Source organism: Promicromonospora sp. MEB111 (genome assembly GCF_030209445.1).
Taxonomy (GTDB): domain Bacteria; phylum Actinomycetota; class Actinomycetes; order Actinomycetales; family Cellulomonadaceae; genus Promicromonospora.
Window position 1 is genome coordinate 113,473 of sequence record NZ_JARVSD010000001.1, and the last position, 18,216, is coordinate 131,688.

The window sequence follows — 18,216 nt, forward strand, 5'->3', positions numbered from 1 at the left end:
AGGGACTCCGGCGGGAGCGCGCGGCAAATCATCTTGCCGTTCCTGGGAGAATGGGGCGTTGTGAGTACCGAGCCCTCCTCCACCCCCGTGTCCGACGGCGATCACGGTCGCCCGGGCGGAGGCCGGAACCGTCGGCGCGGCCCGGGCAGGCGGACGGACAACCAGAACCGCCGACCGCGCCGCGCCGGGCCGCAGCGCGTCACCGCCGCGCAGCTCGAGGCAGCGGCCGCCAAGCGCGCCGCCGTCGAGATGCCGCCCATCACCTACCCGGCACAGCTGCCCGTCTCGGCCCGGCGCGAGGACATCGCCGCGGCGATCCGGGACAACCAGGTCGTGATCGTCGCGGGCGAGACCGGCTCGGGCAAGACCACGCAGATCCCCAAGATCGCGCTGGAGCTGGGGCGCGGCCGGACGGGCCAGATCGGCCACACCCAGCCCCGCCGCCTGGCCGCGCGCACCGTCGCGGAGCGCATCGCCGAGGAGCTCGGCACGCAGCTCGGCGGCGTCGTGGGCTACCAGGTGCGGTTCACCGACCAGTCCAGCGACGAGACGCTGGTCAAGGTCATGACCGACGGCATCCTGCTCGCCCAGATCCAGCGCGACCCGCAGCTGCTCGCCTACGACACGATCATCATCGACGAGGCGCACGAGCGGTCCCTCAACATCGACTTCCTGCTCGGCTACCTCTCGCGGCTCCTGCCCCAGCGGCCCGACCTCAAGCTGATCATCACGTCGGCCACCATCGACTCCGAGCGGTTCGCCGGCCACTTCTCCCCCGCGGCCCTGGCCGCGCGGGGCGGCGCGCCCGAGTACGTCACCGACGTGCTGCCGGACCTCGCCCCGATCGTCGAGGTGTCCGGCCGCACGTTCCCGGTCGAGATCCGGTACCGGCCGCTCTCGCCGGACGAGGGTGAGCCGGGTACGGACGGCGACCGGCCGTCGTCGGCCCGCGACTCGGGCGGCCCCAGGAAGAAGGGCAAGGCGCGCGGTGAGGACGAGAAGGACCTCGTCACCGGCATCATCGAGGCCTGCGACGAGCTGATGCGGGAGGGCAGCGGCGACATCCTCGTGTTCCTCTCCGGCGAACGCGAGATCCACGACGCCGCCGACGGCCTCGCCGGCCACCTCAAGGAACGCGCGCGCGACCCGAAGCACCCGCAGCACGTCGAGATCCTGCCGCTGTACGCGCGGCTGTCGAGCGCGGAGCAGCACCGGGTCTTCCAGCAGCACGCCTCGCGGCGCATCGTGCTGGCCACCAACGTCGCGGAGACGTCGCTGACCGTCCCGGGCATCCACTACGTCGTGGACCCCGGCACCGCGCGCATCAGCCGCTACTCCAAGCAGACCAAGGTGCAGCGGCTGCCCATCGAGCCAGTGTCGCAGGCGTCCGCCAACCAGCGCAGCGGCCGCTCCGGCCGTGTCGCCGACGGCATCGCGATCCGCCTCTACTCCGAGGAGGACTTCGACGGGCGGCCGGAGTTCACCGAGCCCGAGATCCTGCGCACCTCCCTGGCGTCCGTGCTGCTGCAGATGATCTCGGTCGGCGTGGTCAGCACGCCCGACGACGTCGCCCGGTTCCCCTTCGTCGAGCCGCCGGACACGCGCGCGATCCGCGACGGCGTGCAGCTCCTCACCGAGCTGGGCGCGCTGGAAGTGATCGCCGACGGCGGCCCTGGCGGCAGCAGCATCACACAGCTCACCGAGGTGGGCCGCACGCTCGCGCAGCTCCCGATGGACCCGCGCCTGGCGCGCATGGTCATCGAGGGATCGCGGCACGGCGTCGCCCGCGAGGTCGCGATCGTCGCGGCCGCGCTCTCGATCCAGGACCCCCGCGAGCGCCCCGCCGAGCAGCGCGCGCAGGCGGACCAGCTGCACGCCCGGTTCGCCGACCCGCGCTCCGACTTCCTCACCTATCTCAACCTCTGGGAGTACGTGCGGGAGCAGCAGCACCTGCTGTCCAGCTCCGCGTTCCGGCGGCAGTGCAAGGCCGAGTACCTGAACTTCCTGCGCATCCGCGAGTGGCAGGACGTCGTGGCGCAGCTCCGCGAGATGGCCAAGCCGCTGGGCATCGAGATGTCGTTCCAGCCCCGGCACCGGCGTCCGACCGATGCCGCGCCACCGGAATCGGCGGAGGATGCGGTCGAGCCCGCGCCGGCGTCGTACCGGCAGACCTGGGACGACGACACCATCCATCGGTCGCTGCTGGCCGGGCTCCTGTCGCAGCTCGGCATGCAGGACACCGGGGAGGTCAAGGCCTCCGCCGTCGCGCACCTGCGGGGAGCCCAGCGCGAGATCGCGCTGAAGCGGGCGAAGAAGCAGGCGCGCAACGAGTACATCGGCGCCCGCGGGGCGCGGTTCGCGATCTTCCCCGGGTCGCCGCTGTCCAAGAAGCCGCCGGTGTGGATCATGGCGGGCGAGCTGGTGGAGACCAGCCGCCTGTGGGCGCGTGACGTCGCACGGATCCAGCCGGAGTGGGCCGAGGAGCTCGCCGGGCCGCTGGCGAGGCGCACCTACTCCGACCCGCACTGGTCCACCAAGCAGGGCGCCGCGATGTGCACCGAGAAGGTGCTGCTGTACGGGGTGCCCATCGTGTCCGACCGTCGCGTGCTCTACGCGAAGGTCGACCCCGAGGCGGCACGCGAGATGTTCGTGCGGCACGCGCTCGTGCAGGGCGAGTGGACCACGCACCACCGGTTCTTCCACGACAACCGCGCCCTCCTGGAGGAGGCGGGCGAGCTCGAGGCCCGCTCCCGGCAGCGCGGCCTGGTCGCGGACGAGGACGACCTCTTCGCCTTCTATGACGAGCGCGTCCCCGACTCGGTCGTATCCGCCGCGCACTTCGACCGCTGGTGGTCGCGGGCGCGCAAGGAGACGCCGGACCTGCTCACCTTCACCATGGAGCAGCTCGTCGGCGACGCCTCCGTCGACACCGCGCAGTTCCCGGAGACCTGGCCGCAGGGCGAGCTCTCCCTGCCGCTCACCTACCAGTTCCAGCCCGGGTCCGACGCCGACGGCGTCACCGTGCACATCCCCGTGGCCGTGCTCGCCCGCGTGGTGCCGGACGGGTTCGACTGGATGGTGCCGGGGCTCCTCGAGGAGCTGACGGTCGCCACCATCAAGTCGCTGCCCAAGACCGTGCGGCGCGAGCTGGTGCCGGCGCCCGACGTGGCGCGCGACGTCGTCGCCTGGCTGCGCGCCGAGACCCCTGCCTGGGAGGACATCGCGCGGGCCGGCGACATGGCGGAGCCGTACACCGTCGCGTTCACGCGGGCCGTGCGCGCGCTGCGGGACGTCGTGGTGCCCCCCGAGGTGTGGGACGACGAGCGGGTCTCACGGCTGCCGCGGCACCTCCGGGTCACGTTCCGCGTGGTTGAGGAGCGCGGGCGGGGGCGGTCGGCGTCTGCTGTGGTGCTGGACGAGTCGAAGGATCTGGTGCTGCTGCAGCGCAAGCTGGCGTCTCGGGCGGAGGCTGCTGTGCGGTCGGCGGTGCGGGGTGCGGTCGGTGCGGCGTTGGCGGAGGCTCGGGCTGCTTCGGCCAGGGCTGGAGCGGGCGCGGACGACGCAGACCCTCGCGCGGACGCGTTCACGGGCCCCAGGGGGCCCTCCACTTCGGGAACAGATACGTCCGCGCAAGGATCTTCTTCCTCTCCGGGCTCCGTTGGTGCGTCGCCCTCTGTGGTGGGGGCTCGGGGCTCCCGCGGTGGAGTGGGTGGCGGGGGTGTCGACGGGGTTGTTGTCGGGGAGCAGGGTGGGCTGACCTCGTGGCCCTCAGGGCTGCCCGACGGCGGGGTGTTGCCCGGGTCGGTGGCTACCGATGTGGGGGCCGGGGTGGTGGTGCGGGGGTTCCCGGCGCTCGTCGAGGAGGTCGCGCCCAAGGTGAAGGGGCAGGCGCGGACCGTCGGTGTCGCGTTGCGGATCCTGGCCGACGAGAACGCTCAGGCCTCCGCGCATGCCGCCGGTGTGCGCAGGCTTCTGGTGTCGGAAGCAGCGCTCGGGACCGGGCGGATCACGTCGCGCTGGACAGGGACGCAGTCGCTGACGCTCGCGGCGTCGCCGTATCCGAGCACCGAGGCGCTCGTGGCGGACCTGCAGCTCGCGGCCGTCGTCTCGCTGACGTCGCCGGCGGACGAGGCGCGGTACGACACGCCCACGGGCGGGCCGGACGCCGCCTCGGTGCGGTCGGCGGCGCAGTACGCGGACGCGCTCGCGTTCGTGCGGCGGCACCTGGAGGACGAGGTGCACCGCGTCGTCGGGCACGTGGTCGCCGCGCTGTCGGCGAGCCGGACGCTCGAGGCGGAAGTCCGCGCGTCGGGCAGCCTCGCCCTGCTCAACACGCTGCAGGACATCCGCGAGCACCACGCGAGCCTGATCCACGACGGGTTCGTATCGGCGACGCCGCCGCGGCGGCTGCCGCACCTGGCGCGCTACCTGCGGGCGGACTCGCACCGGCTGACCAAGGCGACGGAGAGCCCGGCGCGCGACTCGGACCTCGCCTGGCGGATCGGCGACGTGACCTCCGCCTACGAGAAGGCGCAGGCCACGTACGCCGCGGGCGCCCCCGACGCCGCCCGCGCCGCCGAGCTCGCCGAGGTGCGCTGGATGCTGGAGGAGCTGCGCGTCTCGCTGTTCGCGCAGCAGCTCGGCACGGACGGCCCGGTCAGCGAGAAGCGGATCCGGAAGGTGCTGGCGCCGGGCGGGTGGTGAGGCTCCACGACGGAGGGGCGGGGTGCGGATGTCCGCACCCCGCCCCTCCGTCGTCCGGCGCTCAGCGCTTGTAGGCCGCCCGGCCGTAGGCGCTCATCAGCGGGCGCTCGCCCTTCTTGACGAGCACCACCTGCACCGCCGTGTTGCGGTACTTGTACGACTCGGTGCCGGCGCCCGCGCCGTTCTTCGCCCAGCCGAGCCATCCGGTGCCGGCCACGTGGACGCGGTAGTAGATGTCGTACTGCTTGGCCATCTCGCCGGTGAGCCGCATCTTGTACGCGGACGTGCGGTCGGTCCGGTGGTACGTGCCCGCGACCTTGGTGTCACCCACCCAGGACCGCCAGCCGTCGCCCTCGACCTTCGCCGACACCTGGACACCGCCCGAGTACCGCTGGCCGTTCACGTCGACGCGCACGGCGTTCAGGCGCTGCGAGGTGCTGGTGAGCCCGGCGGTCGAGCCGCCGTGAACAGTCGTCTTCCAGCCCGCGGGCCGCAGGTAGGGCTGGACGGTCACCTGGTTCTGGGTCGCCTTGTCGTAGAAGGGCGCGTTCCCCGTGCCCGACGTCGCGGGTGCCTTGCCCTTGGGCAGGACCCGGACCTGGACGGCCTCGAGCCGGTAGTCGAAGCCCGTCGTCCCCGAGTTCTCACCGTTCTTCGCCCAGCCGAGCCAGCCGTACTTCGGCACGTAGGCGCGGTACCAGACGTCGTAGTACGGGGCCAGCGGACCACCATCGTTGATGCGGAATGCCTCAAGGCGACGGTTCTGCCCGACGCTGCCGACGTAGTAGACGTCGTCCTTCTTCTTGAGCCCCTCCCAGCCGCGGCCCTGGACGTAGCCCTCCTGGTCGAACCAGTAGGCGACGTTGGGGTCGTCGGTCTCACCGAACGTGGAGTAGACGTACCCCGGGCCGGGCCACGGCTCGGCGACCAGCATCTCGAGGGCACGGCCGCTTCCCGGGTCACCGACCAGGCCGTCCCCGCTGGTGGTGCAGTACCGGTAGTCGCCCAGCCACGTCGCCCCGATGCGCTTGCCACCGGCACAGACGTCGGCATCGGGCCGGTCGCCGATCTTGACCGAGACCGTGACCGTCTTGTCTGTCATCCGCGGACCGTGGGCGGTCACCCGGGCGGTCAAGGTGTGTCCTTCGTCGGGCGGCAGGCTGCGGTAGTGCGCGTCCTCGTCACTCCCGCCGGACGAGATCACCTTGCCGGCCCGGAGCCACTCATACGTGTAACTCGTCGGCCTCGGCGAGAACCCCGACACCTCAGCAAGGAGGTTCGGGTCCAGACGCACGTCCCCAAGTGCGGTGATCGCCACCTTGCCGCCGGTGAAGGCGCAGTCCTTCGCGCAGATCCGGGCCGTCGTGACGGACCTCAGGGCGCCCGCGAACTGCCGGTAGTCGGCGGTCACCTCCTGGAACCCCGTACCCAGCAGGGACTGCTCCACGAGGACGATCTCGGACTGGGCGTCGAACGTCGCGCGGCCCACCTCCTGGGCACCGTGACGGAGCACCACCTCCCCCATCGGCCAGGTCGCCAGGTCGTTCGTCAATGTGACGCGCAGCGGGACGCGACCGTCGACCGACTCCTCCGCGGACACGACGACCGCCGGCGGTACCGGCTTCGAGGTGCCGGCCGTGCCCACCAGGATGTTCTTCCGCAGAATCGGACCGGGTACGCCGTACCGGTCGACCCCCCTCAGGTGCAGGTACTGGCTGCCCGACGTCGTCGGGACCACGGGGACGGTCGTCGGACCGGTGTCCGGCACGGTGACGGTCTCCCAGGTCGTGGGACCGCTCGAGGTAGCCGTCAGGGCATACTCGTAGGCGACTGCCCCGCCCTGGAGCGTGGCGGCGATCAGGTACTGCCCGGCCACACCCACACCACCGCGGGCCTCGCCGGGGACGTACACGGCGTCAGCCCCGAGAACGGGCACCGCCCGCGTGATGACCGGCGGCTGACGGACGCCGAAGACGCACGACGCCACCGGCTCCTCCGCCCAGGCCCCGTCCGCCCCGCGGAGTCGCGTCTCCAGGGTGTAGACCGTGTCGTTGACCAGACGCAGAATGCGATCCCTGCCGGTGGCCACACCGTCGTCCACCGGCGCGGGGAAGCGGTCCAGGTCGGTGTCGTCCGGGCGCACGACCGTGTAGAGCACGGACGTCGCCGTCGTGGGCGCGTCGAACGTGGAGGTGAACCGGACCACGAGGTACGTACCGTCGCCGTAGTGCCAGACCGGTTCGTCGCCGCAGGCCTCGCCGTTGACCGTGGTCGACAGTGACGGAGCCGGCTCCGACGCGACGGGTGACGGTTCCGTGGCGGAGGGTGACGGCTCGGCCGTCGCGGCAGCTCCCGGGATCGCGGGAGCGGTGATCAATCCGGCGAGGAGCGCGCCTCCCGTCAGGAGTGCCAGTGCCCGGCTCGCGACTGCCGTGGCTCGAAGGGGGTTCAAGTCGTAGTCCTCCCAAGGACCGCTCAGGGGTCGCCAAGGCCCCGCACAGATGGATGGGGGCCTCGCCGAGACTAGGACCAGCGCGAACGCCACAACAACGAAGTTCCGGGAAGTTCACCCTGAAGCGACCAGCGGGGATCTCCGCCGGCACTCAGGGCAAGATCCGGGTGAGCCCGGATGTCGCCGTGCCCGCGGCGCACGTACCGTCGAGAACATGAGCACACAGACCATCTACCGTCCCCGCCAGGGCCGCATGATCGGCGGCGTCTGCGCCGGCATCGCCCGCCGATTCGACTGGAACCCCACCGTGGTGCGGGTCGTCGCCGTCGCCTCGATCCTCATCCCGGGCCCGCAGTTCCTGGCCTACCTCATCTGCTGGGCCGTCATCCCGAACGAGCGCCAGGCCGCTTGACGGCCGTGGGCACAGCCAGGCTCCGCGGGTCACGCGACGGCCCTCAGCCCACCCCGACGATTCCCAGGGCCGGTTCAGGGACGGTCCGGGGGATCACCGGATACCCGGCGGCCGAGCCCCCACGTACCGTCGAAGACATGACCACACAGACACTCTCCCGTCCGCGCCAGGGGCGCATGATCGCCGGTGTCTGCGCCGGCATCGCCCGCCGGTTCGGCTGGGACCCGACGCTCGTCCGGGTCCTCGCCGTCGCCTCGATCTTCATCCCCGGGCCGCAGTTCCTCGCGTACATCGCGTTCTGGATCCTCATGCCCAACGAGGACTGACCCCGCTCAGACCCCGACACGCCCGGCCCGGGTTTTCACCCGGGCCTCTGGCGTGTCGTCGTACGTTTCTGCAAGGCTTGCAGCAAGATCCGGAAACGGCCGTGCAACGCCGCATGCGCCTCAGCCGGGACGACGCCGCAAGGAGCCGCCATGACGCGCCATCCGAACGTGCCCCGCCGCCTGCTAGCCACCCTGACGACGTTCGCCACCGCACTCACGCTGGGCCTGGTCGCGACCGCCGCCACGCCCGCCGCCGAACCGGCCCGGGCAGCGACCCCGGAGCACGGCGACGGGGACGTCATCCTCAACCTGTTCCAGTGGACCTGGGACTCGGTCGCCACGGAGTGCAGGGACGTGATCGGCCCGGCCGGGTTCGGCTACGTGCAGGTCTCCCCGCCGATGGAGCACATCCGCGGCTCGCAGTGGTGGACGTCGTACCAGCCGGTGAGCTACCGGATCGAGTCGAAGCTGGGGACGCGCGCCGAGTTCGCGAGCATGGTCGCCGCGTGCGACGCCGCCGGGGTGGGCGTGATCGCGGACGCCGTCGTGAACCACATGGCGGGTGCCGGCCAGTCCGGCACCGGCGTGGCGGGCACGCAGTTCTCGGACGACAACTTCGCCGGAACGTACGGCGCGGCCGACTTCAACGACTGCCGCAGCAACATCTCGGACTACACCGACCGCTACCAGGTGCAGAACTGCCGCCTGGTCTCGCTCCAGGACCTGCGCACCGGCTCCGACTACGTGCGGGGCCGGCTCGCCGCCTACTTCGACGACCTCGTGTCCCTCGGCGTCGACGGGTTCCGGATCGACGCCGCGAAGCACATCCCGGCGTCGGACCTCGCGGCGATCAAGGCGCGGATGGGCAACCCGAACGTGTTCTGGGTGCACGAGGTGATCGGCGCGGCCGGCGAGCCGGTTCAACCGTCCGAGTACCTGGGCAGCGGCGACTCGCACGAGTTCGACTACGCCCGGCAGCTCAAGCGTGACTTCGACGGGCAGATCAAGAACCTGCGGTTCATCGGCGACGGCAAGCTGCCGTACGACCGGGCGGGCGTGTTCGTGGACAACCACGACACCGAGCGCAACGGCGAGTCGATGAACTACAAGTGGGGCGCCAAGTACGTGCTGGCCAACACGTTCCTGCTGTCGTGGCCGTACGGCTCGCCCACGGTCTACTCGGGCTACGAGTTCTCGAACAACGACGCCGGGGCGCCCGGCGCCACCGACACCACGGTGCCCGACGCGACCTGCGGCTCCGGGCGGTGGACCTGCACGCAGCGCTGGACGGAGGTGCGCGGCATGGTCGGCTTCCACAACGAGGTGTCCGGCACCGAGGTCACGAACTGGTGGGACGACGGCGGCAACCTCGTCTCCTACGGCCGCGGCGCCAAGGGCTACGTGGTGCTGAACAACACCGCGTCGGCCGTGCAGCGCTCGTTCCAGACGTCGCTGCCCGCCGGCACGTACTGCGACGTCGTCGCCGCGTCGGACTGCTCGGTGAAGCGGACCGTCGACTCGGGCGGCTGGTTCACGGCCTCGGTCCCCGCGTACGGGGCGCTGGCGATCCACGTGGGCGCGCGCGGCTGACCCCCACACCCCACGACGATCGCTGAGTGCTGGATATTCGCCCTTTTTCGTGTGCCAGAAGGGCGAAAACCCAGCACTCAGCGATCACGGCTCAGCGGAAGATCTTGCGGGCGCTGCCCAGGTCGAGGAACACCGTCTCGCCGGTCGCGTCCTGCACGCCGTCGTTGTCGGTCACCGCGTACACGCGGCCGTCACCGCCGATCGTCAGGCCCTCGAGCTTCTCCTGCGTCCAGCCGTTGGTGGCGCGGAGCGCGGGCAGGACGTCGATCGCGAGCCTCTTGCGCAGCACCGGGACGGTGCCCGGGCGCGGGTCGCGCTTCGGCAGGTCCACCGTGTACACGGCCTTGAGCTGCGCCGCAGGGCCGTTGAGCTTGTCCCGCTCGATCACGGCGAGCGTGTCCCGGTCCACGACCGTGACCTCGGACAGGCCCACCCAGTCGCCGTCGGCCGTCGGCTCGGACAGCTCGTAGCCGAACCAGGTCCACTCCCCCGTCGCGACGTCGTACCGCCCGATGCGGGCGTAGCCGCCCACGCCGTCGTCGCTGGTCAGGCCCCGCTGCAGCGCGACGAACAGGTGCTCCCCGTCGCGGTCCACGATGCCGGTCACGCCCTCGATGCCCCACTTGCCGAGGCCGGCGGCGACGTCGTCGGGCAGGCTAACGCGCTCCTGCACGCGGCCCGACGCCGAGACGCGCACCAGCGCGTTCTCCGGCCCTGTCGCTCCCTCGACGCCGAGCCAGAACCCGCCCGCCTTGCCGCGGATCGTCGGCCGTGCCCAGATGCCCTCGGCGTCCAGGCCCACCGGCTCGCCGTTCTCGGTGACGACGATCTCGCGGTCGATCACCGCGGGGCTGCCCTTGGTCCTGACGGAGAGGATCGACGTCGGCGACTTCGCGGCGTCGGTCACGGTCCACAGGCGGTCGCGGGCGGCCGGGTCGGCGGAGAGAGCACCGAGCGCGGTCCAGCCGATCGGCTTCCTCGTACCCTCGGAGGTCTTCGCGTCGGCGGACACGATCGACGGGAAGCCCGCGGCTGAGGAGTGAGCTTGCGAGCCCCGCAAAGCCGCGGCATCGAGCAGAGCTGTGCCTGCGGGTCGGGCGTACCGCTGGCCCTTGCCGAACAGCGAGACCGAGGCGCGGACGCCGTCCTCGGCCGCGTCCTCCTCGGAGGAGACGACGAGCAGGTTCCGCGACGGGACCGGCAGGATCCCCTCCGGGCCGTTCGTCGTGGCCAGCACCTGCACGAACCGCGGCTTGGCCGGCCGCGACACGTCGTACACGGCCACGAAGTTGGACCGCTCGGAGCCGACGAACGCGTAGCGGACGCCATCGAGCGTCGCGACCGCGAGGCCCTCGATCTCCACACCCTTCTTGCCGGCGCGGTCCTCGTTGTGCAGGCCGACGCGAACGGCGAGCTCCTCCACGGAGGTCCCCGCGTCCCAGACGACGTCGCCGGTCGCAGCCTCGAAGACCGACCAGCCTCGCGTCCCGCCCTTCCAGTCGCCCTCGTTCGCGGTGGCGACGTGCTCGTCGTCGATCCAGCCGATCGCGTCAGGCTCGCGCGGTGCCGCCTCGACCGAGCCGGTCTGGTCGATCGCCCCGTCGTCCTCGGAGTCCACGCCCTCGAGGGCGACCTCGCCCGCCGAGAACACGTTCTCGAGCTCGCCCGACTCGACGTCGAGCACGGCGACGCCGTTGTTCTCCTGCAGCGTCACCGCGACCTTGGTGTCGGACGGGTTGATCGAGACGTACTCGGGCTCCGGGTCCTGCGGGGTGTCCAGGCCCGCGGCCGCGAGCGCCGCCTGGTCGAGCGTGACCGGCCGGACCTGCCAGGCCGCGGGGTCGGTGCCCGGCAGGTCGACGAACTGCAGGAACCCGGCGGGGGCCTGCGGCAGGTCGCCCTCCTCGCCCTCGCCCGTGTCGGGCAGGGCGTCCTCGTCGCGCTGGTTCTCCATCGCGATGACGGCATGGGCGCCGTCGTGCGTCACGGCGATCGAGTCGGGCTGACCGCCCAGGTCGATCGAGCGCACCAGGGTGCGCGTCGCGAGGTCGACGACGTCGAGGCGGCCGGACGGCGCGGTGAACGACGTCGAGCTGTCGACCACGACGAGCACGTGATCCCCGACGACGGCGACCGACGTCGGCTCGTCGTGCTCCGAGCCGAGCTCCGCGAGCGACAGGCTGCCGAGCCCTCGCGGCTTCGCGGGGTCGCTGATGTCGACGAACCCGATGCGGCGCGCTGCGGCGTCGGTGTGGACGAGGGTCCTGCCGTCCTCGCTGACCGCGGAGATCTCGGCGACCGTCGCGGCGGCGGGATCAGTGCCCGCGGGGACGTTCTGGAAGACGGGGTAGGTGGCGAGGCGGTGGAAGGTCTCGCGTGCGCCGGTCCGGCCGAATGCGGTCGTGCCGGTCCAGGCCGGGCCGGAGCCGGCGGCGTCGACGCCGCTCGTTCGGGCGCCCGTCGAGACCTGCTGGCCGGCGGCGAAGGCCGGGAACGTGCTCAGACCGAGCGCGAGGACCGCGCCGGAAGCGATGAAGGCCGCGTGGCGGCGGTGAAGGGACACGCTGGGCACCGTCGCGCGATGCGGTGTCGGTGGGAGGACGCCGGGCTGGCGCGCGGGTGTCGCGCAGGTGAACATCCGGACGCCCGGACCAGGTGGTACCCGAGCCCCGCCGTTAGGCTCGACGGCGTGACCGTCCTTGCCGAGCTACGTGCGCTGCTGCGCCTTCCCGGGTTCCGCAAGCTGTTCGCGGTGCGCCTGGTGTCCCAGGCCGGCGACGGCATGTTCCAGGTGGGGCTCGCCAACCTCCTGTTCTTCAGCCCGGAGTCACAGGGTTCGGCGTCCTCGATCGCCGGAGCGTTCGCGGTGATGCTGGCGCCGTTCACGATCGTGGGCCCGTTCGCCGGCGTGTTCCTGGACCGGTGGCAGCGACGCCAGGTCCTCGTGTACGGCAACGCGGTGCGTGTGCTGATCACCGGCACGATGGCGGTGCTCATGCTCACGCAGGGCGTCACGCCGGCGATCTACGTGCTGGGCCTCGCCGCGCTGAGCGTCAACCGGTTCCTGCTCGCCGGCCTCTCGGCGGGTCTGCCGCGGGTGGTGCAGGGCGACCTGCTGCTCACGGCCAACGCCCTCACCCCGACGCTCGGCGCGGGTGCGGCCTTCCTCGGCGGCGGCCTGAGCTTTCTGCTCGGCCTCGCGATGCCGGCCGGCCGGGTCCACGACGCGATCGCGCTGGCCTGCGCGTGCGTCGTCATGGGGTGCGCCTCGCTGCTCGGGCTGCGGATGTCCCGCACGCTGCTGGGTCCGGTGGAGCCCGCCGTCGGCTCAATCCGCAACGAGATCGTGGTCGTGGCCCGCGGCCTGGTCGACGGCGCCCGCTACCTGGCCGCGCGCCGCACCCCCGGCCAGGCGCTGCTCGTCATGGCGCTGCACCGCTTCCTGTACGGGGTGGTGTTCATCGCGTCGATCCTGATGTCCCGCAACCTGCTCGCCGACCCCGGCGACCCGACCGCCGGCCTCGCGACCTTCGCGACCGTGATCGCCGCGACCGGCGTCGGGGGCGGGCTCGCGATCCTGCTCACCGCCGTGCTGGCCCGGCGCATGGCCCCGCAGTCCTGGATCGCCGTGATGCTCCTGGTCGCGGGCTTGTCGCAGCTCGTCCTCGTGCCCGAGCCGGGTTTCGCCACGGTGATCACCGCCGCCGGGCTGCTCGGCCTTGCGGCGCAGGGTGCCAAGATCGCCGTCGACACCATCGTGCAGCGCGACTCCGAGGACGCCTTCCGCGGCCGCGCGTTCGCCTTCTACGACGTGCTCTACAACGCCGCCTTCGTGGGTGCCGCTGCCCTCGCGGCCTTCCTCGTGCCCGACGCCGGATGGTCGCCCGGGCTCTTCGTCGCTCTCTCCCTGGGGTACGTCGCGGCCGCGCTCCTGTTCGGGATGCGCGGCACTCGCACGGCGGCGCTGGTGCGGCAACCGGTAAGCGGGTGAATTTGTGGATGAGGTCCGGTCTTTTGAGGCGAACATGCCTGTTTTGCCGGTCGAACGGTGCAAGGATTGAGACTAGTTACCTACAGGGACTGGAGGTTCTAGTTCATGTCCGACGCACCCGCCGTCACACCGACGCCAACCTGGGGAGAGGTGTTCCCCTGGTTCCGTGAGGTCATGGCCGAAGACGACGCTTGGTACGTCGGCAAGGTCGACGACAAGACCGATGTCGGCGTCGCACGCCTGGCGGACGCCGCGGTGACGCGGCTCAAGCCGCTCCCCGTCGGCCGGCTCTACCCCGCAGTGCGGCGGGTCGAGCGGCTCGACGACCTGACCTGGCCCAAGCACCGGTTGCTCAACGCGCTGCACCGCGGCGGCTGCTTCACCGGGGACGATCTGTCGTACATGGTGATCGCCGAGATGCTCTCGTGGGAGTCGGTCGGTCCGATCATCGTCAAGCAGATCCTTGAGGTCGTGGCGCTGGAAGAGATCAGGGTCAGCTCCGCGAAGTAGTACACGTTCTATGCCTCGACGGTGGCCGGATCAGGGGTAACGGCCACCGCCAGGCGCCGGGCCGCGACGACGGCGCACGGCACGGCGGCCAGCATCAGCACCCCCTGCAGGATCTGCACCACGGCATACCCGGCGCCCAGCACGCCGAAGGAGCCGGCAGCGGCCAGGAGGCCGAGCACGGCGACCACCGCCGCCAGCAGCGCACCGATCCGCCGCGTCGTCGGCGACGCCCATCCGCACAGCGCGGCGGCCGCGACGACGAGCAGGCCCAGCGCCGCGCCCAGGAGCAGCGAACCGACCATCCCCGGCAGCAGGCTCCCGTAGGAAAGTACCGAGACGACCGGGAGCAGCACGCTCGTCCACAGGGTGTGGATGACGGCCCCGACCAGGACGACGACCACGCCGGCCCGGCGAGCCGTCCGCGGGTCGCGCAGGAGCAGGGCGAGCAGCACCCCCGTCGCTACCACGAGCAGCACGAAGATCTCGGCCAGGGTGCCCAGGATCAGGTCGGGCCGGGCGCCGAGCACGAGCTGCACCACCGCCGTGCCCATCTGGAGCAGCAGGTGCGCACCGACCACGACCACAGCTCCGACCAGGAGCCGCCAGGCCCGGAGCGCCGCCGATCCCAGCGCCAGCAGGACCGTCCCGGCCGTCGCCGCGTTCTCCACGACGAAGACCGTGTTGTTCAGGGTGAACCCGAGGTCGAGCTCGGTGCCGGGCAGCACCAGGCGCAGCGGCACGGCCGTCCACGCCGCGACGGTGAGCGCGAGGATGCTGAGCGCGGCGGGCCGTCGGCCGGCGTCGGGCAAGGGGTTCATGCGGACACCTTCCCAGAGACCACTGACACTCCGTGATGTGCGGCACGCTGTGGATAACTCGGCCTGGTGGTCCGTGCGCCGTGGAACCATGGACGGGTGCCCACGCCGATCCCCGCCCCGCGCATCCTCCCCGCGGCCATCAGGCTGCTGGTGGGCAGCGGCGCGTTCCAGCGTGGCGAGGACTACCAGCAGCAGGGCCGGGTCATCTCGTGGGAGTGGCTGCCGGACGACCTGCTGCTCATCTCGTGGGTGCGCGGCAGCGGCCGCAGCACGTACTCGTGCTCCGTCGAGTTCAAGGCAGACCCGCCCGGTCCGCCTGTCGTCGTCGGCTCGGACTGCACCTGCCCGGTCCGGTCCGCCTGCAAGCACGTGGCGGCGACGCTCCTCGAGTCCGGGACGGACGGTCTGGCCTCGATGGTCCGGCCCGCCTCGTCGCTGAGCCGGGCCCCGCAGGTCCCGGAATGGAAGGCCATCGTCCAACAGCTCGTGCCGGCGGCCCCGGTGGTGGTACCAGCAGGTTCTTCGGCGACCGACGCGGAGACCACGCTGGCGCTGCAGCTCCGGATCGACGGTTCCGCCGCCGCACACACCCTGTCCCTGTCGATGCGGCCGGTGCAGCGCAACGACCGGGGAGCGTGGGTCGGCGGCAACGCCTCGTGGAGCTACATACGCAACGGTTTCCTCCGCGGCGTCGACCCCGCCGTCCGCGAGTGGTTCACCACGCTCGACGCCCTCCGCGCCACGAGCCCGCGCGGCTACGGGTACCTCAGCACGGGCGACTGGATCAGCCTGGACGACGTGCTGCCCCGCCCGTTCTGGCACCACCTCGCCGACGCCGCAGAGCTCGGGATCGAGCTCGTCGGCAAGTCGAGGCGGGAGTCGGTGCGCCTGGCCCACGAGGCGTCCGTCGCGCTGGACCTCTCCCTGCCCGGCGGCGGCGCGCGCCTCGAGCGCACCGTCGCCTTCGACGGCGTGGTCACGGGCACGGCAGCGGTCGGTCCGCTCGGCCACCACGGGCTGTTCGCGGTGGAGGAGTCCTCCTCGGGACGCACCATCACCCTGGGCCCGACGGCGGCGCCGCTCACCGACCAGGAGCGCGCCGCGGTGCACCTGGCCGACGTCGCGATCCCGGCCGACGCGGTCGACGAGTTCCTCGCGGACTACCTGCCGCTCCTGCGCCGTGAGGTTCGGGTCCGGGCGGACGCGGGTGTCGAGCTGCCGGAGCTCCCCCGCCCGGAGCTCGTCGTGTCCGTCGAGGCGGTCTCGGCGGCGGAGGTCCGGGTGGCGTGGCGGTGGGCCTATCCGCCGTCGGACAAGGAGTACCCGCTGACGACGGCGCTGGAGCCGGGCTCCGACCTGCGCGATCTCGCGGCGGAGGCCGCGACCCTCGGCCGGGCCGTGGCCGCGGTGCGCGAGGTGCCCGGCTTCGGCCACTTCCGGGTGGCGCCCGAGGTGTTCCGCGGGCTGCAGGCGATGGACTTCGCCACCATGGTGCTGCCCGTGCTCCGGACCCTGCCGGACGTCCGGGTGGAGAGCGACGAGCTGCCCGAGTACCGCGGCCTGGAGGCCACGCCCGTCGTCAGCATGCGGGCCACCGACAGCGGCGACATGGACTGGTTCGAGCTGGGCGTCACTGTCACGGTCAACGGGCGCGATATCCCGTTCGGGTCGCTGTTCGACGCCCTGGCCCGCAACCAGAAGCGGTTCATGCTGACCGACGGCACCTGGCTGCGTACCGACCTGCCGGTGTTCGCGCAGCTCCGGGCCCTGATCGAGGAGGCACAGCGGCTCTCCGACCAGCCCGGCAAGCTGCGGATCAGCCGGTTCAACGCCGGTCTGTGGGCCGAGCTGGAGGACGTCGCCGACTTCGTCGAGCAGTCCGACCGGTGGCGGCGCTCGGTGAGCGACCTGGTCGCGCTGACCGCCGACGGCGTCGACGGGCCGGAGCCCCTGCCGCCGCCCGTCGGGCTGAAGGCCGAGCTGCGGCCGTACCAGCAGCACGGGTTCGAGTGGCTCACCTTCCTGTGGCGGCACGGGCTGGGCGGGATCCTCGCCGACGACATGGGCCTGGGCAAGACCATCCAGACCCTCGCCTTCGTCGCCCAGGCCCGCCAGGAGGGTGACCGGCCGCCGTTCCTCGTGGTCGCGCCGGCGTCGGTGGTGAGCAACTGGGCCGCCGAGGCCGCGCGATTCACGCCGGACCTCAAGGTGGTGACGCTCCCGACGACCGCGCGGAAGGCCGGCACGTCGGTGGCGGACGTCGCCGCGGGGGCGGACGTCGTCGTGACGTCGTACGCGATCTTCCGGCTGGACTTCGACGCGTTCGCCGAGGTCGGGTGGAGCGGCCTGATCCTCGACGAGGCGCAGTTCGCGAAGAACCACCAGACGCGCGCCAACGAGTCGGCGCGCCGGCTGCGGACGCCGTTCAAGCTGGCCATCACCGGCACGCCCATGGAGAACAACCTCATGGAGCTCTGGGCGATGCTCGCGATCGTCGCGCCGGGGCTGTACGGCTCGGCGATGAAGTTCCGGGAGGACTACGTCAAACCGGTCGCGGGCGAGGGCGACTCGAGGCCGCTGCTGAACCGGCTCCGCCGTCGGATCAAGCCGCTCATGCTGCGCCGGACCAAGAGCCAGGTGGCGCCCGAGCTGCCTGAACGGCAGGAGCAGGTGCTCCGGGTCACCCTCGATCCCCGGCACCGCCGGATCTACGACACCCACCTGCAGCGCGAGCGGTCCCGCCTGCTGGGTCTGCTGGACAGCTTCGACGAGAACCGGGTGGCGGTGTTCCGCGCGCTGACGACCCTGCGGCGCCTGGCGTTGGACGCCTCGCTGGTGGACCCGGAGTACGAGGGTGTCGGGTCGGCCAAGCTGGACCTGCTCGCCGAGCAGCTGGCGGAGGTCGCGGCGGAGGGGCACCGCGCGCTCGTGTTCTCCCAGTTCACGTCGTTCCTGACCAAGGCGGCCGAGGTGTGCCAGGAGCTGGGGATCCCGTACGAGTACCTGGACGGGTCCACCCGGCGGAGGCCGGAGGTGATCGGCCGGTTCAAGGACGGGTCGGCGCCGGTCTTCCTGATCAGCCTCAAGGCCGGCGGGTTCGGGCTGAACCTGACGGAGGCCGACTACGTCTACCTCCTCGATCCGTGGTGGAACCCGGCCACGGAGGCGCAGGCGATCGACCGGACGCACCGCATCGGGCAGACGCAGAACGTGATGGTGTTCCGGCTGGTCTCCGAGAACACGATCGAGGACAAGGTGATGGCGCTCAAGGAGCGCAAGGCCCGGCTGTTCGACGCGGTGCTGAGCGACGACGCCGGCGCGTTCGCCGGCGCGCTGGGGGCGGAGGACATCCGCGGGCTGCTGGAGGGCTGAGACCCTGCTGCTCGTCGAGCGGTCCTGCCCGGCGGTCCCTG

Annotated in this window: 10 protein-coding genes; 7 read left to right on the plus strand and 3 right to left on the minus strand. The window is 71.9% G+C overall.

The annotated features are described in order from the left end of the window. The first annotated feature begins 60 nt into the window (after positions 1 to 60). Complete coding sequence (gene hrpA, locus QRN56_RS00505) at positions 61 to 4,704, plus strand: ATP-dependent RNA helicase HrpA (protein ID WP_502928733.1); 4,644 nt, start codon at positions 61 to 63, stop codon at positions 4,702 to 4,704. Between the two features lie 61 nt (positions 4,705 to 4,765). Here the strand turns inward: hrpA and QRN56_RS00510 are convergent, their stop codons facing one another. Next, the gene (locus tag QRN56_RS00510) at positions 4,766 to 7,156 is read right to left on the minus strand and encodes a hypothetical protein (protein WP_285100507.1); all 2,391 of its coding nucleotides are present in this window, start codon (positions 7,154 to 7,156) and stop codon (positions 4,766 to 4,768) included. 214 nt (positions 7,157 to 7,370) lie between these two features. Between QRN56_RS00510 and QRN56_RS00515 the strand changes: the two genes are divergently transcribed. From QRN56_RS00515 to QRN56_RS00525, 3 genes are all read left to right on the plus strand, one after another. Next, positions 7,371 to 7,568 carry a PspC domain-containing protein gene (locus QRN56_RS00515; protein WP_285100508.1) on the plus strand — a complete coding sequence of 66 codons (198 nt, stop codon included), beginning with the start codon at positions 7,371 to 7,373 and terminating at the stop codon, positions 7,566 to 7,568. Positions 7,569 to 7,705: 137 nt separating this feature from the next. Then, a complete protein-coding gene (locus tag QRN56_RS00520) occupies positions 7,706 to 7,894 on the plus strand; it encodes a PspC domain-containing protein (RefSeq protein ID WP_285100509.1) in 189 nt (62 codons plus the stop codon). 150 nt (positions 7,895 to 8,044) lie between these two features. Further along, positions 8,045 to 9,484, plus strand: coding sequence for an alpha-amylase (locus tag QRN56_RS00525; RefSeq protein WP_285100510.1), 1,440 nt, complete (start codon positions 8,045 to 8,047; stop codon positions 9,482 to 9,484). 91 nt (positions 9,485 to 9,575) lie between these two features. Here the strand turns inward: QRN56_RS00525 and QRN56_RS00530 are convergent, their stop codons facing one another. Further along, positions 9,576 to 12,047 carry an esterase-like activity of phytase family protein gene (locus QRN56_RS00530; RefSeq protein WP_285100511.1) on the minus strand — a complete coding sequence of 824 codons (2,472 nt, stop codon included), beginning with the start codon at positions 12,045 to 12,047 and terminating at the stop codon, positions 9,576 to 9,578. Between the two features lie 126 nt (positions 12,048 to 12,173). Here QRN56_RS00530 and QRN56_RS00535 point away from each other — a divergent pair, with 126 nt between their 5' ends. Together QRN56_RS00535 and QRN56_RS00540 are read left to right on the plus strand one after the other, a co-directional pair. After that, on the plus strand, positions 12,174 to 13,475 hold the full coding sequence (locus QRN56_RS00535; RefSeq protein WP_285100512.1) for an MFS transporter: 1,302 nt from the start codon (positions 12,174 to 12,176) through the stop codon (positions 13,473 to 13,475). Between the two features lie 105 nt (positions 13,476 to 13,580). Then, positions 13,581 to 13,985, plus strand: a complete 405-nt coding sequence (locus QRN56_RS00540; protein WP_285100513.1) for a hypothetical protein — start codon at positions 13,581 to 13,583, stop codon at positions 13,983 to 13,985. A gap of 8 nt (positions 13,986 to 13,993) precedes the next feature. On the opposite strand, the gene QRN56_RS00545 is transcribed toward QRN56_RS00540, so the two are convergent. Continuing rightward, entirely contained in the window at positions 13,994 to 14,803 is an 810-nt protein-coding gene (locus QRN56_RS00545; RefSeq protein ID WP_285100514.1) for a hypothetical protein, read from the minus strand. 96 nt (positions 14,804 to 14,899) lie between these two features. Here QRN56_RS00545 and QRN56_RS00550 point away from each other — a divergent pair, with 96 nt between their 5' ends. Next, the gene (locus tag QRN56_RS00550) at positions 14,900 to 18,175 is read left to right on the plus strand and encodes a DEAD/DEAH box helicase (RefSeq protein WP_285100515.1); all 3,276 of its coding nucleotides are present in this window, start codon (positions 14,900 to 14,902) and stop codon (positions 18,173 to 18,175) included. The last annotated feature ends 41 nt before the right edge of the window (positions 18,176 to 18,216 follow it).

Coding starts and splice junctions, on each gene's coding strand:
- QRN56_RS00540 (WP_285100513.1), top strand. CDS start 13,581: ATGTCCGACGCACCCGCCGTCACACCGACGCCAACCTGGGGAGAGGTG.
- QRN56_RS00515 (WP_285100508.1), top strand. CDS start 7,371: ATGAGCACACAGACCATCTACCGTCCCCGCCAGGGCCGCATGATCGGC.
- QRN56_RS00545 (WP_285100514.1), bottom strand. CDS start 14,803: ATGAACCCCTTGCCCGACGCCGGCCGACGGCCCGCCGCGCTCAGCATC.
- QRN56_RS00520 (WP_285100509.1), top strand. CDS start 7,706: ATGACCACACAGACACTCTCCCGTCCGCGCCAGGGGCGCATGATCGCC.
- QRN56_RS00525 (WP_285100510.1), top strand. CDS start 8,045: ATGACGCGCCATCCGAACGTGCCCCGCCGCCTGCTAGCCACCCTGACG.